Annotated in this window: 16 protein-coding genes and 1 pseudogene; 2 read left to right on the top strand and 15 right to left on the bottom strand. The window is 36.7% G+C overall.

Annotation, left to right across the window (positions count from 1 at the left end):
* Positions 1–50: 50 nt before the first annotated feature.
* Positions 51–878 carry a sensor histidine kinase gene (locus KGF86_RS12880; protein ID WP_211742117.1) on the top strand — a complete coding sequence of 276 codons (828 nt, stop codon included), beginning with the start codon at positions 51–53 and terminating at the stop codon, positions 876–878.
* The gene (locus KGF86_RS12885) at positions 879–1,520 is read left to right on the top strand and encodes a response regulator (protein ID WP_211742118.1); all 642 of its coding nucleotides are present in this window, start codon (positions 879–881) and stop codon (positions 1,518–1,520) included.
* Between the two features lie 114 nt (positions 1,521–1,634).
* Here KGF86_RS12885 and KGF86_RS12890 read toward each other — a convergent pair whose 3' ends face one another.
* The 15 genes and pseudogenes from KGF86_RS12890 to ribB form a co-directional block, all read right to left on the bottom strand.
* The gene (locus tag KGF86_RS12890; protein ID WP_211742119.1) at positions 1,635–2,129 is read right to left on the bottom strand and encodes a hypothetical protein; all 495 of its coding nucleotides are present in this window, start codon (positions 2,127–2,129) and stop codon (positions 1,635–1,637) included.
* Between the two features lie 68 nt (positions 2,130–2,197).
* A complete protein-coding gene (locus tag KGF86_RS12895; protein WP_211742120.1) occupies positions 2,198–3,106 on the bottom strand; it encodes an NAD(P)/FAD-dependent oxidoreductase in 909 nt (302 codons plus the stop codon).
* Between the two features lie 74 nt (positions 3,107–3,180).
* Positions 3,181–3,609: an Rrf2 family transcriptional regulator gene (locus tag KGF86_RS12900; protein WP_211742121.1), complete on the bottom strand. Its 429-nt coding sequence runs from the start codon at positions 3,607–3,609 to the stop codon at positions 3,181–3,183.
* A 161-nt stretch (positions 3,610–3,770) separates the two neighbouring features.
* Entirely contained in the window at positions 3,771–4,283 is a 513-nt protein-coding gene (locus KGF86_RS12905) for a GrpB family protein (RefSeq protein ID WP_211742122.1), read from the bottom strand.
* Positions 4,284–4,449: 166 nt separating this feature from the next.
* Complete coding sequence (locus KGF86_RS12910) at positions 4,450–4,773, bottom strand: hypothetical protein (protein ID WP_211742123.1); 324 nt, start codon at positions 4,771–4,773, stop codon at positions 4,450–4,452.
* Positions 4,774–4,946: 173 nt separating this feature from the next.
* Positions 4,947–5,864 carry a phosphotransferase gene (locus KGF86_RS12915; protein ID WP_211742124.1) on the bottom strand — a complete coding sequence of 306 codons (918 nt, stop codon included), beginning with the start codon at positions 5,862–5,864 and terminating at the stop codon, positions 4,947–4,949.
* 362 nt (positions 5,865–6,226) lie between these two features.
* Positions 6,227–6,595 (bottom strand): Na-translocating system protein MpsC family protein, encoded by a 369-nt coding sequence (locus KGF86_RS12920; protein ID WP_211742125.1) that lies wholly within the window; start codon positions 6,593–6,595, stop codon positions 6,227–6,229.
* 190 nt (positions 6,596–6,785) lie between these two features.
* Complete coding sequence (locus KGF86_RS12925; protein ID WP_211742126.1) at positions 6,786–9,410, bottom strand: DUF2309 domain-containing protein; 2,625 nt, start codon at positions 9,408–9,410, stop codon at positions 6,786–6,788.
* Positions 9,410–10,951 carry an NADH dehydrogenase subunit 5 gene (locus KGF86_RS12930; protein WP_211742127.1) on the bottom strand — a complete coding sequence of 514 codons (1,542 nt, stop codon included), beginning with the start codon at positions 10,949–10,951 and terminating at the stop codon, positions 9,410–9,412. Before KGF86_RS12930 ends, KGF86_RS12925 begins: the two co-directional genes overlap by 1 nt.
* Positions 10,952–11,469: 518 nt before the next feature.
* Positions 11,470–11,646 (bottom strand): hypothetical protein, encoded by a 177-nt coding sequence (locus KGF86_RS12935; protein ID WP_246521545.1) that lies wholly within the window; start codon positions 11,644–11,646, stop codon positions 11,470–11,472.
* A 172-nt stretch (positions 11,647–11,818) separates the two neighbouring features.
* Positions 11,819–13,270 carry an NADP-dependent glyceraldehyde-3-phosphate dehydrogenase gene (locus tag KGF86_RS12940; RefSeq protein WP_186868977.1) on the bottom strand — a complete coding sequence of 484 codons (1,452 nt, stop codon included), beginning with the start codon at positions 13,268–13,270 and terminating at the stop codon, positions 11,819–11,821.
* A gap of 258 nt (positions 13,271–13,528) precedes the next feature.
* The gene (locus KGF86_RS12945; RefSeq protein WP_211742128.1) at positions 13,529–14,014 is read right to left on the bottom strand and encodes a hypothetical protein; all 486 of its coding nucleotides are present in this window, start codon (positions 14,012–14,014) and stop codon (positions 13,529–13,531) included.
* A gap of 306 nt (positions 14,015–14,320) precedes the next feature.
* Positions 14,321–15,187, bottom strand: coding sequence for a cation diffusion facilitator family transporter (locus KGF86_RS12950; RefSeq protein WP_186868979.1), 867 nt, complete (start codon positions 15,185–15,187; stop codon positions 14,321–14,323).
* 198 nt (positions 15,188–15,385) lie between these two features.
* Positions 15,386–15,856 (bottom strand): 6,7-dimethyl-8-ribityllumazine synthase, encoded by a 471-nt coding sequence (gene ribH, locus KGF86_RS12955; RefSeq protein ID WP_186868980.1) that lies wholly within the window; start codon positions 15,854–15,856, stop codon positions 15,386–15,388.
* A gap of 62 nt (positions 15,857–15,918) precedes the next feature.
* A pseudogene (gene ribB, locus KGF86_RS12960) lies at positions 15,919–16,524 on the bottom strand (3,4-dihydroxy-2-butanone-4-phosphate synthase); the annotation flags it as partial.
* Between the last annotated feature and the right edge of the window lie 139 nt (positions 16,525–16,663).

Here is a 16,663-nt window from a genome sequence, read left to right on the forward strand (position 1 = left end):
CTTGTAGATGATAAAATATAGACACATTTTCTTATAAAAAGGTGAAACGTATGAAGTATAAACAAATTAAATGGCTCATTCTAATAATTCCAACTGTGACGATTGCCTTATGGGAATATATAAGACATGATTTTCTTCTCCCCTATATATCCATGGAGATGGGAAATTATCTATCTCCCATTTTAGTCTTTATTGTAACATTGATATTTTCCCGTCATTTATTCACGATATTAGAAAGAATGCAGGAAGAGCTAAAAGTTGAAAAGGCAAAAAAAGCAGCACTGATTGAAAGAGAAAAATTGGCTCGAGAGCTTCATGATGGAATTGCTCAATCGCTATTTCTCTTGTCGGTAAAAACGAATAAATTCGGTAAAAAGAACCAACTTGAACATGATGTAGATTTTCAAAAAATTAAACAAACATTGCAGCATATTCATGAGGATACCCGCCAGGCTATTACCAATTTACGATATTCGCCCAATCAAGAACCATTTAGTTGGACGGAAACCATTAATCAATTTGTTACAGAAATTAAGAATCATCATATGATAGATGTTCACCTACAATGGTCCATACATGAGAGTACATTATCTCCTAAAGAAAAGGTTGAGTTATTCGCCTGTATTAAAGAGGCTGTTATGAATGTCATCAAGCATGCGAAAACAAATCAATTATGGATTCAAGCAAAGGAAACAGACAACGGTTGGATATGTCAAATTAAAGATCAAGGAATTGGATTCACTAATGAAACACTTCTATCTAATGGAGGCTATGGATTACAGATCATTAATAATAGAGCCTCCGATATGGGATGGGATTTTTCAATAAATCGAATTGAAAATGAAACGATTATTACAATAAAAAAGGAGCAGATGTAGATGCAACCTTTTCGAATACTAATTGTCGATGATCATGCACATGCAAGAGAAGGCATTAGGGAAATTTTAGAGGAGTTTGACGACTTTCTTATTATAGGAGAAGCGAAAAATGGAAAAGAAGCGATCCAGCTGACCGAAGAACTGATCCCAGATATTATTTTAATGGATATCAAAATGCCCATGATGAACGGCCTTGAAGCTACGAAGATAATCAAAAGCAAATTCCCATTTGTAAAAATCGTTATGATAACGGTATCCGATGATATTACGGATTTATTTGATGCATTAAAAAAAGGAGCACAAGGATATCTGTTAAAAAACATTCAGTCCGACACATGGATAGAGCATTTAAGAGCCTTTGCTCTAGATGAAGTCCCGATGTCCAAAGAAATAGCATTACAAATCCTAAAGGAATTCCCTCATAAGAAAGCAATAGAGGAAGAGAATATCCCTTTATCCAACCGAGAATTAGAGGTACTACAGTTAGTCGCCAAAGGCTTATCCAATAAAGAGATTTCAAATACATTATTTATTTCTGAACATACGGTTAAAAGTCATCTAAAAAATATATTAAGCAAACTTCATTTAGATAATCGCGTTCAGCTTACCAGTTATGCATTTCAAAAAGGATTAATGGATTAGGGAGAATAAGATTTCTTAAACTTCCACTTCTAAAAAACAAACATAACCCTGAATCCAGATATAGGATTTCAGGGTTATGTTACAGAAGGTTAGAATAAACCGCTACACAACCACTCAGCTAGTAGACTGGTAAGGAGATTCCCACCTTTCTACGTATAACCCAGAATGTGTCACTTCATCTATCGCTTTTTCACAGGCCTTCCGTGCCCCTATGTACATGTAGTAATCATTACCAAAATGAACATAAAAGTCCTTCTTAATGCCAATTTTGCACCAAATTGCGTTCCGTAATGTCAACCTAGCTAACGCTTCAATTTCTTGAACACTAATTGTTTTTCCAACCCAAATCTTGGATAAAAATTCTTTCGCATTTTGCTTGTTAACTTCATCAGACCATTGCTCTAAAGCAAGCAAGTAGGCATGATCTAACCCGATATCCTCCATAAAGGAAGAGATGGCATTGATGTATAATTGCTCGGTTCGTACATACTCTTCCATACTTACCTTTAATCCAACCTCTGAGAAACAGGTCCATTCTTCGTCATTTTGATAACTTCCATCTCTGTTTCTAAATAATGGATTATATTTCGTAACTCTCCAGGAATACACTGTTTTTCCTCCTTACTGTTCTATGCATATAGAGAAGTACTAACGACTTAGGATTAGAGCGAGGATTCTCATTGTTCATCTAAGAACGATTCATTTGCTAGGTCCATAACTACTCCACTAGCAGCTTTGCTCCCCTCACTTGCGGCATGAATTAATTGAGAAGGGCCCAATGTGATATCTCCACAAGCATATACCCCTTTTATATTCGTACGCCCTAAAGCGTCTATTTCTATTCCGCCCCTTTCATTTATGCGACATCCTAATATCTCTGCTAAGGTAGATGCTTGTTTTAACTCGCTACCAATAAAGCCACCTTCTCGCTCAATCTCTTTTCCATTACGTAACAATACCTTCTGTAAATAGCCATCCTCACCGTGTAAACCAATTATTTCATCTTCCAGAAGGATGACATTCTTCCTGCTTAGTAATTCTTTTTGCTCCTTCGTAAAGATATCCTTTCCATTTGTACATACAACAAGATCCTTACTCCAATTATAAATCAATTTTACTGCATGCATTGCATGCTCATTTTCTGTTATCAGTACTAATTTACGATCTCTTAATTCCCAGCCATCACAGAATGGACAAATAAATAAGCTTTTCCCATAGAAATCATATATTCCCTCGATTTCTGGCAGTACATCCTTTAATCCTGTAGCCAATATAACCTTTTTAGAACGATAAGATTGTTGATCGCTTGTATGAATAATAAATGAATCATGATCTTTTATTACAGCAGTAACTCTTTGGTTACCGATCGTAATATCGGGATATTGTAATAACTCCTCTTTTGCAATTCGTTTAAACTCAGCTGGTTTAATCCCGTCTCTTGTTATAAAACCATGAGACTCATGTGTCACAGCATTTCTAGGTTGATCTTCATCAAACAACCTGATCTTCATTTTTGCTCTTGCAAGTACTAGGGATGCATTAAGACCTGCTGGCCCTCCACCTATAATCGCACAATCTAATAACATTTTGTTTTCCTCCTATTCATGATTCCATATATTAAAGACTCTTAATATCTATAATAAATTCAAAAAAATTACTATTATTGCTCCATGATTACATGATTAGCTTCTACTTGTCTGGCTATATCAACAATGTATTTTTGATCTAATTCTTTAGCCATCTTTTCTTCCGCTTCAACCATTACCTTTTCAATTAAACAATTTTCATTTCCTAAGTCATCATGTTCTTGTGAACAGCTAAATAATGTGGTCTTCCCTTCAATTGCATGAATAACATTTAAGAAAGAAATATCTCGAGAATGTTTTACAATACGATACCCTCCTTTAGCACCAGGACTTGATTCAATTAGCCCAGCCTTAACAAGTTTTGTTAGTATTTTGGAGAGATATGTGGGAGACAGCTTTTGAATTTTAGCCAATTGTTCTACTCCAACCGCTTCCCCTTTATCTGCTAACATTAAATATACCATTGTATGTAACGCATAATTAGTTGCTTTAGAATACTTCATACACTTACTCCTAACGCGGTCTTAATTATAGACCCTTTCTGTCTATAATTAATTATAATCAACTTAATTATGATTTAGCAAGTAATTGAAACTTTTCCTTAATCATTTCTTCTTATACCACCCATAACCATAAGAATGTAAAACATAAGGAGCATGAGTAGCTACTTTTTCTCAGAAAACCAACGGAGTGCGCTTTGCTCCATCTCACGTACAAATTGCTTTTTTGCTGGGCTGTATTCACTCGTCGTATTGTAACGCAGTGCTAACTTTTCCTTGAAGTAACTATATTTAGCTACCTCTTCAGGATGAGCTCTTAAGTAGTCTCGAAAAATTAAATGTCGCTCAATCTCAGGGTTATCCCATTGATAGAAATGAATATGATGGGTTCTATTTTCTCCACCCTTCCGAAATAACCTTCTACCTGCAATACCCCATTCTCCAGCAACATCATACCCAAGAGACTTCATTTGATTATGAAATAAATCAACCTTCTCGATATTTTTTACAATACACATCATATCGATTACAGGCTTTGCCTTCATCCCCTTAACTGAGGTACTCCCAAAATGCTCACATCGGATTATTAAATCGCCAAATATTTTTTTTAGATATTCTGCTTCAGCCTTAAACATTCGAGACCAATCCTCATTATAGTCTATAAGCCGAACCTTCATAGTAATGATCCTCCCCTTTAAGTCATTTCTATATTGAGAAGTCCTCGTTCAACTTTTGACAAGAATAAGTAATTAGGCTGTTGAGTAACAATTACTCGATTTTACCTTTAGATCAAAGCTCAGCCAATTACTAGCTGGGCTTCTACTTAACCTTTCTAACTAGTAACTAATTCCCATTCAACTCTTCCAGTATCTCCTTATTAATATGAATCGTAGCCTTGTTGCTTTCTCTCAGGTCCGCTTTAAAATCCTCAAATGTATATTCATTATGGTTAATTATATTTTGTTCGTAAAGGCTATCAATCACTTTATTAATTAATAGAAAATCTCTATATTGTTCCAATATCTCTGGATGTGTAAAATATTCTTCAGGAGCTATATCTAGGCTTTTTGCTAACTCGACCTGAATCGCTTCTAATTCCGGAGTGGAGTTTTGTTTCATTGCTTCTTCTGTTTGTAGGGCATACTCCATCACTTCATCGTCAGACACGGGTAATCCAATAAGCGATTTCTTCGAGCAAAAGAATGAGAAATTAAAAACAATGGAAGAAAATGAAATTCTTGTAGAAGGCGATAATTTTACGATAACAACAAAAGAGTATATGGAACTTAAAGATCTGATTGGGGTAAAATTATATAGCCGACTCTAGTTTAGACCATAAGTTATTCTAGCCTGTAATCAGTATTGTCAAGTATATGAATTAAACTATCAAACAGACTTTGTTGAGATGGATTTTTCCAATCCTCTTCATACTCTGCCATCAGCCACATTACTTCATCAAGAAAGACATGCAGTTTCGCCTTTTCCCATAGTAATTTTTCCTTATCGGTTAATGTAATATATTGCTTATATCCTGCTAAAAATAGTTCCCATTCGTCTATTGTAAAAACTCGGTTTGGGGCACTTTTATGTTCATTATGAAATAGTAGTAACGCTAAGGCCAGATCAAAAATTCTTGGTATCCATGTTGCATTATCTGGATCGATTAAAAATGGTTCCGGAGTTAGAACCAAATTATTCGCTTTATAATCATGAGGGGTAGCAACATGTGGTAGCCCTGCATGTTTAAGACCTTCTTGATTCGCAACTCCTTCAAGCAACTTAACGCTTAACGCTTTATCGAACTCCACCCCAGCATTGGTAGCATGTTGCAAAATCGCTTCCATACTCTCCTCTACCTCTTGTTGATTAAAATCGTAGACATTATATTCACTTAGATTATAATCATTAGATACAGGTGAGAGACTATGAATGTGTCCTAACAACTTCCCAGCTTCGAAGATTTCCTCTCTTTTCCCCGAATACATTGATCCTTCAACAAATGGATATACAACAAAACTTGTTTCATCAATTTTTTGAGGATTATCCACCTGTAAATCAACAGGTATCACGACGTTCACTCCATTACAATTAAGCATAGTAGTATATGTGATTAAATTATCTGATCTATCTTGGGTACGCTTTACAACGACATCATAATCGCTATTTTTCACACGAAATACTGGCGAAAATGGGTAAATACTTATAGGTTCTTCTTTAACTTCAAATCCGAATTTACTTAGAATCTCTTTTCCGTTCATTATTAATTACTCCCTGCCAATTATGTCTTATATATTGCGATCATCAACTCATAAGCTTACTAGTGCATTAAATTGAGAAATAGTATTTCACTCCCCACGAAACCGTGATTCCAATCTTCTTTAAAACTCTCTCACTAAACTAACTTCATACATACCACTCCCATAATAACACAAAATTCTAAAAATTTTACTGATATTAGTAAACAAAAAAAGACGACCAATTATATGATCGCCTTGTTTGACTCTGCACACGTTACCTTAATTATTCAATTCATGAATGAAAGCATCTTATCTTTCAAGCAACCTTTCCTTGCTAAAAATACATGACCTTTTAAAATAATTAAAATATAAATTTACTATCATTACTTTGTAATATTTTTCTCAAGGTCATTAAATAATTTAAATACCATCACACGATCACCTGTACGAGTGCTAATATCCGTATGGAAACTTTTAACTTTTTCTCCGGTTATAGTTAATACGATTTCCTTAAGCTCTTCAATGCCTGATTCTACTAGTACTGATCGCGTATTCTTTATAGTTAGCATGCCATCTTTTGTTTCACAAACAGCATATTCAGCTGGTGTTAGAATACCTTGTAGATTTACAATAACCATATCACGTACGATATCTGTCTTCACGGAAACAGATCCGCGGCCTAGAAAGTCCTTTTCCCAATGTGTGATTGCTTTACTTATCTCAGATTCATAAGAACCTTTCGATAGTTTCATACCTATACAACTCCTATCGAATAAAAACTGTCCTATTGCATACAATTTTTAACATGTTATGCTATCTATCTTACAAGATTATTCGTTCCGTCGTAAATTAATTAACCCTAAAATAAGTTCAGCAAAATCTCCTAACACATCCGAATTCCTTATAGAATAACGAGCTTAGAAAATTGCTCAATGCGAGCGTTTAGTACCAGTTTTTCCAATGTCCATCTGGGCTAATACTAGAAAGTCTCACCCATCCATTTTCGATTTTATCCCGGAATGCTGGATCATTATTTATTAATCGCTCTACATATTCACTCGGTGCCTGAATGACAATTAACAAACGCAGTGGAGCATGATAAGCCTCAGAATCTGATTGCATTACCGATTGCCAAGGTAGGCCAGATAACAAGTCACTTGCATTTCCCTGCATAACACCTAGACCTGCAGTAACGGTTTGAGTCGTTTTATTTCCACTACCATAATAATCAGGTGCTACAGTTGAAGCGTAGTATTGTAAATTAATCATTTGCGCCACCGTTCCAGGTCCTGCAATGATATTAGCTAAGACCTCACCACTTTCATCTTGCTGCCAATCATAATTATGAAGAAAGGCTCTACCTTCTAGGTCACATTCCTGTGTTAGTTCACGTTGACCTATGATAAAGGAAGCATTTCGAGCTAATCCCCATTCTGGACGGATTTCACTCCAATCTTCCGCAAACCGCTGTACCTCCGCCTGTAGATTTTTGGGCTTAGAATGATGAGGTAATTGTGCTAGACGTTCTGCATTGACATGATAGCTCACCTTCGGCATAACTGCTTCGATACGATTAAATGCCTCTTGTGCAGCTTCGGAAAGTTCAGGAACATAAATCCATTGTAATTTATCCACGGTTGTATTGTGCTCAGCTGCTGCGAAGACCGTGTCCTCAGGGATTTCAATTCCAGAGGAAGATAGCTGCTTTCTTACTTCTGGAAGGTTGCATAAAGTAGCTAATACCCTCGCATTGAATCCGCCTGAAGCACCACCACAGGCGCCACAGTCAAGAGCAGCGGCATAAGGATTATTAATACTTTGACTAACATGACCACATATGACAACTAATGGAGCAAAATTCTCTGTTAGCCCCATCATTTGTAGAGCCCTGCGCGCATACATTACCTTTTCTTCTTCTGAGAAACCAATAGGCAGCTCTGTTTCCGTGTGACAAACATGGTTAATCGAAAGCTCTGTATTCGGTTTCCGTAACCAAGTCTTACGTAGGTTACGAAGGAAACGGTCTGCACTTTTTGGCACAAAGCTACGTGCTACTGTTTGTAGACTAAGCCATGGCCCACTTAGCTCAGGTAAAAGTAAGCTTGAAAACACATTCTGTTTCATCTCTTTGAAGGTATAGCTTACGGAATTAATTGTCTGTTTCCGTTGTTGATACGTTTCAAATTCATTCGCTTCTGCAGACTCTGTTATTCGGTGCTCAGGCTCCAGTATAATCGGCAAAGAAGGATGACTATGATCGCTTCCAAGTTCACTCGTAGCAATTGGTAAGTTAAAAAAACCGGCAACTCCAATCGTTTCAAACGGACCCTCTTTTTCAAGATGGCGACGAAAAGGCTCTGAACGCACATCAATACAGAATGCTAATTGAGCTAAGGTACTTTTTCTATCGTTAATCTTACGTTGTGTCGAACGAATCATCTGACTTAATCGATCTGTATAGGTTTGTTCCCAAGCTTCTAACCAAATTTTTCTGCGAACATTATCATCAAATTCGTAAGCAAACGATAAATATTCGGCTTGCTCAGCAGCTGACATCGTTGACCATTCTTCCATGGTAAGATCGCCCCAATGAATCCAAGATGCTATCAGGGTAGTAATGGAAGCTTTTTTCTCAAATTGTTGTATGGACAAAGGTAAATATGGCTTTAAAAGGGCGTACTCCATGGAAATACGAACTGCTAGATATTCTGTTAATAGAGTCTGTTCATCGTTCGATTGGCGGGAGCGCCATAGCATCATTCCCGCCCATCCAGGTAGTGATAGCAAATGACCTTCCAAATAGGATTGGATCTTCTCTTTTGGAATTTCTAATAAGGATACTGCATGCTGTAACGCCACAGATGCTTCTTGTGGCCAATCCTTCAAGCTTTTACGCTGGTTCTTAGTAAGTGCCGGGTCATATTGAATGAGTTGCCGCCATGCACCATAGAATCCCTTCTCTCGATGTGGCATTGTCCAGCCTGCCTGAGAGACATCAAGAAATAATTTACACCACTTGATGACATGATGGTCAAGAATCGTTTCTAACCTCTCACCATCTTGATTCTCTAGTTGTGAACTTATTGGTTGCACAGGAGCATTTTCGGCACTACCTGTATTCCGTCCGTTTAAGTTCTTCGCCAATTTCTCCAACTTTTGTGAGGTCAAAAGTTCTGAAGGTAATGTGTCTAATTTTAATGCTGCATGACAAAACCGTTCTTTCACATCCTGTGGGATATTAAAGGAATTGGAATCAAGCCAACGCTTTAAACCCTCTTTCACAAAGGCTTCATCAATCTCACCATTATTCTTTGCCGCAAGAATCAAATTAGCACTAGGGTATAGATCAACATCACGGGTAGCTTTTAACCAGTCCGCAACTTGTTGAAAAGGTTGATTTTCCAGTCCCATCCAAGGATTACGTGCTGCGAACTTAGAAATAGGCCATAGGGGCGCAATTACTCGACTAGCTGATTCAACCATATCATTCATATCACGTTCGTTACCGTCATTATTTATAGCTTTATTATTTTCCACTTCTTTTGTTAAAACGGATGTTGCATCCATCACTTATTCCCTCCTTCAGATAAAAATAGCTTCAGGTAGCTTGGATGACTTTCTACTGATTTAGGTTTTGCTTCACCTAAGCGAATTAACCAAAAATAAAGTACGGCGAAGGAAGCAGAAGAAGGATTACGAGCAATCCGCGTACCGATAACAGTCCCAAATAGTAAGAGACATACAACGATGATGACAACCAGCATTGGAGGTTGAGCACTATGAAAAACGGTTGTATACAACAGCTCATAGAAAAGGTCATGCATGATAAAATAAACGAAGGCCGCGCCTCCTAATAGGAAGAAGCCAGCAATTCTACCCATTCTTCCCTTCCCATAAGCAACAAGCTGTTTCCAGGAAATAGACAATGACCAGCCTAAGATTAGCGCACTAATCAATTGATACCCATCTCCAGGAGCTACTAGCCAAAAAGCTACTGCTACAAGTAAACCTAAGATCCAACCAGCTACGATCCATAATTTGGAGGACCTTTCATTAATGAGAGGAGAATCCTCGGAACGACGTACTACTGAACCACTCTGTAAAAACAGGGTAGCTTTGAACAACCCATGCAAAACAAGATGAATAATAGCGGCTATATACGCTCCTAATGCACATTGAATAAGCATAAAACCCATCTGTCCAATTGTGGAACCTACTAACTGACGTTTATAGTCAACTTGCACTAAACTGATTCCTGATCCAATCAATACAGAAATACTTGCGAAAATGAGTAACACTATCGAAGCGACATCACCGTTAAAAAGAGGCGAAAATCGAGTTAAGATAATTCCACCTGCATTTACTAAACCTGCATGCATGATTGCAGAAACAGGAGTTGGTGCGACAACTGACTCGACTAACCATCTTTGGAAAGGCCACTGAGCTGCAGGAATTATCACTGCTAATACAATCAATAAGTTAATCCCAGTTTTCTCCCATGCACCAAGTAGAGCTAAATTGTCATTCGTTAGAACGACCGATAACTGCCATTGACCTGTGGTATAAAATAGCCAAATCACTGCGAATAACAGGGCGAACCAGCTTAACGTAAATATACGAGCAGAAACCCTTGCTGCTGATCTAGCTACTTTCCAGCTACTGTTTAGCCTTATCAGTAAGGTTAAACCGATGAGCGTTACTCCCCAAGAAATAACCATTAAGCGGAGATCCCCACTTAGCCATGTAATAGCGGCAGCACTTGTAGTGAATGTAAAAAGCGTGAAATACTTACGATAATGGCGATCTCCCATTAAGTAGCGTTCAGAAAAACGCTGAATGATTAAACCAATGGAAAGAACAAAGAAAGCCATTAGCCAAGCTAAGGAGTCCAATGACCAAAGCCCCACTATACCATTCAAATTGGGATTAGTAGTGTTTAAAAGAGTCAATAGCGAGAACAATGGCGGTAAAGCAACAACACCTATATGAATGCGAACAAAACGTAATGGTACTCGTGGATGTAATAACAATAGTGCACTAACCCCAGAGAAAGTAAGCAAAATGAGAAATATGGATAACGATGATAACGAATTTAGTGAAACTATCATAAAAAATTCTCCCAGTATTTAAAAATTAGTTCATATGAGTAATCTTATTATTACAATAAAAAAAACCGACAACTTCAAAACCTCAATGATGGTTTACTATCATTGAGTTTTGATAATTGTCGGTTTCACTTCAACTAACTTCAATAAAGTTTTTTGAAGAGCAACCTTTTAAGGTGGATTAAGTTATGTTCAAAATAAAAATCAGTCTAAATCAAATTATACCGATTTAAATTATTTTTCTTATTCTTATACTTAGGAAGCTTTTTCATCTAATCAATATTAATCAACATTAATAAAATGCTAAAGCCCTAATTAAGTTAGAATTATGCTTTTACAATATATATTAGCGTATATCGAATTGGAAAATTTGTCAACAAGGATATCCATTTACTATTTCATTGATCGTTTAGTCCCAGCACCTTTCAGATTAATCACTACTCGATCAACTAGCTTAATAAGATGGGGAATAAATTCTTTTCGTATCGATATCAATTACAAAATCAACTGTCATTTAATTGTCATGGAATTTGTTCAAAACCATGAAGCCTACAAAACACATTAGGAAGGTCCATAATCTCATAACATAATTCTTTTGCTAGAAAATAGTTATGTTTCAATTGTTGTATGGAACACTTTTTCCCGGTAAGTAAAACTTGAATACCATAACCTTTGATTTCAATAATCAATTTTATCACGACTGGTTGTAAACAGTCTTATAACTTAGATTTTTGTTACCAGCTTTATTTTACCATATTCCCGTCTTCAACTAGTCAATAACTACCTGAACTATTTTCCTTTAATGCTATTTAGTAGTTTAAATTAGTTTAAAGACCAGGGTATTTTCCCTGGTCTTGGTTCACCTTAGAATTATTCTACTATATTTAATACAGTAACTTTTTCCTGTGTCATTGATTCTAAGCTCTTACGAATACCTTGTGCTCCCATACCAGATCCTTTAACACCAATGAATGGGAAGTGGTCTGGGCCGCGTTCAGTACGACCATTGATTTGAACAGAGCCTGCTTCAATTCGGTTAGCAATAGCAAATGCTCGATTAATATCCTTCGTAAAGACACTTGCCTGTAAACCAAATTCGGATTCATTTGCAATACGGATAGCTTCTTCATCAGAAGAAACGCGTATAATTGGAAGAATTGGGCCGAATGGCTCTTCCCAAGCAACCTCCATTTCTTCTGTCACTTGATCTAGTAGGGTTGGATAAATTAAATTACCCTCTCTTTTATTCCCCGCTACTACTGTTGCTCCCTTTTCTACAGCATCATCTACTAAATGCTGAACGAAATCTGCAGATTTATCATTGATTAATGGAACAATTACATTATTTTCTTCCGGAGATCCTACTGATAGCTTTTCAACTTGCTCTTTTAACAAGGCAACAAGCTCATCCGCTACACTATCATGAACTAATACACGTTTGATTGCTGTACAACGTTGTCCTGAGTAAGAAAAAGCTCCACTAATAATATGCTTTGCAGCTTCCTGTAAATCGGCATCTTCCCGAACAATTCCAGGGTCTTTTCCACCTAGTTCAAGTACTAATGGAACCATAGTTGCTTTTTTGGCAAGCTGTACACCAGTGTTTGTTCCACCAGTAAAGGAAATCATGTTTATCCCTTTATGCTCCACTAAATAATCACCAATGACGGATCCACGGCCAGTTACTAATCCTAATAAACCTTTAGGCAATCCAGCTTTATCTAGGGCTTCAATCATCTTAGTACCACTTAGAGCTCCCTGTGTAGCTGGTTTAAAGACAACTGCATTTCCAGCCATTAATGCTGGTGCAATTTTAGCAGCTGATAGATTTACAGGATAATTAAACGGAGAAATTGCAAGAACAACACCACGTGGAACACGGTTTATAATTGCAATCTTCGACTTAGATCCTCCTGGAAAACTGTCTCCCAACATACTTTCTCCATGCATATGAAGCGCTTCTTCAACTGTATAGCGGATAAAGTCAGCTGTACGTACTACCTCTTTCTTAGCATCATTAGCGCCTTTCCCAACTTCTTTCATAATAATTTCTGCAAGTTCATCTTGCATATTGACTAATTCATCAGCCCATCTATATAAGTATTTCGCACGATCCTGAAGTGAGACCTCTGCCCAATCTTTTTGAGCTGCTTGAGCGAAACTTATTATTTCATCGACTTCATCTTGTGTTATCGATTGAACTTTACCTAATGTTTCTGGAAGATACGGGGACTGTATATCGATAGTCTGTCCGGAACTACTTTCTCTCCATTCACCATTTATATAAATCTTATACGTTGGTAGTTTTGTCTTTGATGTCATAATAATCTCCTATCTTATTTAGTATCTAGTTTGTGTATTTCGGGTAAGACAGTTTAAAAGGAATGTTTACTATTATATATAGAGAAACGTATTTATACTAAATAATATGCTCACTTTCAAACATATTAATGAGCAAAGCTAGGCAAAAATTACTTACCCTTATAGTGATTTAAGATAATCACATAAGAAAAATAAGCTTATGAAACAAAGAAAAAGGCGATTTAATCTTAACCACCTTGCCTGATCATCGCACCTTATTTAATCTTTGTATTTGTTTTTCCATTCCTCTAACCAATCTGAATGATCTCCTTTTACTTCTTCCACGGTCTTACCATCCAAAGGATAGGGGGAACCTACTTCATCATGATTCTTTGAAATTGGGGAGGACCAACCGCCAATTACTTCATTATCAACTATCCAAACCGTTACTTTAGTTTTCCCCATTTCAAAGATGTTATCTAATGGATGGTTTTCTACGATAAATGCCACAGTATTTATCTCCTTATCAAAATATTCATCAGGTTCCATATATTGAACAGACCAAAATTCTAGGTTAGGGGAAGTAAATAGATCCTTTCTTTTAAATTCCTGACTACTCTCCCCCTCAAAGGAAATAACTTGATAACCGCTCTGTTCTAAATAGCTTTTGGCAATGTTAGCATTCTCACTTAACTTTATTTCTTTTTCCGTACACCCGCTAACAACTAATAGTAACGTTACGATTAAAAATAGATACTTTTTCATACCGTATCCCTCCTTCTACATAGTAGCTGTGAGCTATTATGGATTAAAAATAGTCCTTTTGCCTTCATCAACGATTTCGTAATTATATGACGAAATCATTTTAACAAATGTTCCTTCTTTAGCTCTCTCCACTGTTTGTAGATGACCTTTTTAACAGATACTAATTTAAATAATATTGCCAAAAGAAAAAGGTGACCATCCATGATCACCTTGCTTTCTTATTGCAGTTTTTAACTTTGACTATATTCATCTAGCATTTCATAATCTATAGCTTCCTTTTAAAGCTTATAACTTCCTTACTATTTTTTATTGTAATTCTGTTTCAGGCTCAACATGAATAAGAACATGTGAATTTTCAAATTCCGTTTGAATATCATGTTCTATTTTATCGCACAATTCATGTATGGTTTCGACCGTTTTATGGGAAAGAACTACCATGTGAAATTCAATATATTCATTTGGACCTGATCTTCTAGTTTTAAAATCATGTATTTCAAGAAATTGATCTTGATATTTATGAATGATGTCTAAAATCTTTTCTTCTTCTATTTGATTCAGTTTAGCATCAAGCAGCGGTGGAAACGCCTCTTTCATTAATTTTACTGCTTCAAACATGATATAAAGTGCTAACGCAATGCCTATTATCGGATCAAGAATATGCCAATCTGTTAAGTAAACCAAAAATAGTCCCGCTGCCACACCTAATGATGTATAAACGTCTGTAAGAAGATGGAAAGCATTTGATTTCATCGCAATAGAATTAACTCTATCAGCCTCTTTCTTTACTATTCTAGAAACAATGAAATTGACAATCGCTCCAACTAGCATTACCGCTACTGCAAGGAAAGGAAATTTTATAGCTTCAGGATATATAAGTTTATGAATACATTCGTAAATTATCCAGATTCCGGCAACAAAAATTAGAAGCGTCTCAATCGTTCCTGAGATGTTTTCTACTTTTCCGTGCCCAAAGGGATGCTCCTTATCAGCTGGTTTTCCAGATATTCTAACCGATATAAATGCTATTAGCGATGCTAATAGATCTAAAGAAGAATGGATTGCTTCCGATATGACGGCTACAGAACCTGTGATTACGCCAACTATTAATTTTAACAGCACGACAAAGCTGTTGCTGATAACCGATAAAAAGGCAATACGAGGTGTTCTCAACATTACAATGACCCTTCCTTTCATTAATGGATTATTAATATATCAAATAAATTCGAGTGGGTCTATAGCAATGAAATAGACTAGTAGAAGCATTGTAACAACCTTCTAAAAGAGTTTCCTGAGGTGAAAATAATATAGGAAGGTGAAAAAAGAAGAATTGTAAACGTAGAAGAGGGCAGCATATCGCTGCCCCTAAAATTACTACTGTTCCATAGCTTTAAACAAATTGGCCATTTCAATCGCATTAACCGCCGCTTCATATCCTTTGTTCCCCGCTTTTGTTCCTGCACGCTCAATTGCTTGTTCGATCGTATCCGTCGTTAATATCCCAAATATGATAGGGACTCCTGTTTGCAAACTTATACTAGCAATGCCTTTTGCTGTTTCATTACTTACATATTCAAAGTGAGGTGTAGCTCCCCGGATTACGGCTCCTAATGTAATGATTGCATCATATTCCCCTTTTTCCGCTAGCTTTTTAGAAGCAATCGATATTTCGAATGCACCTGGAACCCAGACTTGAGTTATATCAGCTTCGTTTACTCCATGTCTTCTTAACGCATCTTCCGCTCCACTAAGCAATCTACTAGTGATAAATTCATTAAACCTAGCAATGATAATACCAACTTTTATATCTTTCCCGACTAAATTACCTTCAACAACCTGTTTCATTTGTCCATTTCCTCCATTAAGTTAGTTTAATTGGTCTATTAAAATTCTACTCGCTTACTATCTGTATCGATTTTTAACCGATATTGAATGAGAGCTTCAATTGTGATTAATTTAATAGCGAATTTCGCAGCGATTCTTTCCAAATCTGGAACACGAGCCATTGTTCCATCATCATTCATAATTTCGCAAATTACACCTGCTGGTTCTGCACCCGCTAATCTCGCTAAATCAATCGCCGCCTCTGTATGCCCCGCACGTTCTAATACTCCACCTGCTTTTGCAATTAAAGGAAAAACATGCCCAGGTCTTTTGAAATCAGCAGGACACGAATCCTCTTGTAGCAATTTTTTTATAGTTAACGCCCTTTCCCCAGCACTTATTCCAGTTGTTGTCTGAACATGGTCAATACTAACGGTAAAAGCTGTTTCATAATGATCCGTATTCTTATCTACCATTGGCTTCAACGCCAATTTCTGAGCCAACGCTTCCGCAACAGGAGCACAAATGAGCCCTCTTCCCTCTTTTGCCATAAAATTTATCATCTCTGGAGATACAAACTCCGCTAATCCTATAAAATCGCCTTCGTTCTCTCTATTTTCATCATCACATACTATGATGACTTTTCCTGCCCTTAAATCTTCCAATGCTTCTTCGACTTTGTGAAACATTTTCCTTCTCCTCTCTTCATCCATCCGAGCTGATTATGTTTTTCTGTTACCTTTTTCTGCTTCAACTTCCTATAAAAGGCTGTGATTATGATTCTGTTTCTTTTCCAGTAAAGGGTGATCACCCTTTTCTGTTACCTTT

This window comes from Ornithinibacillus massiliensis (assembly GCF_018310345.1).
Taxonomy (GTDB): Bacteria; Bacillota; Bacilli; order Bacillales; family Amphibacillaceae; genus Ornithinibacillus; species Ornithinibacillus massiliensis.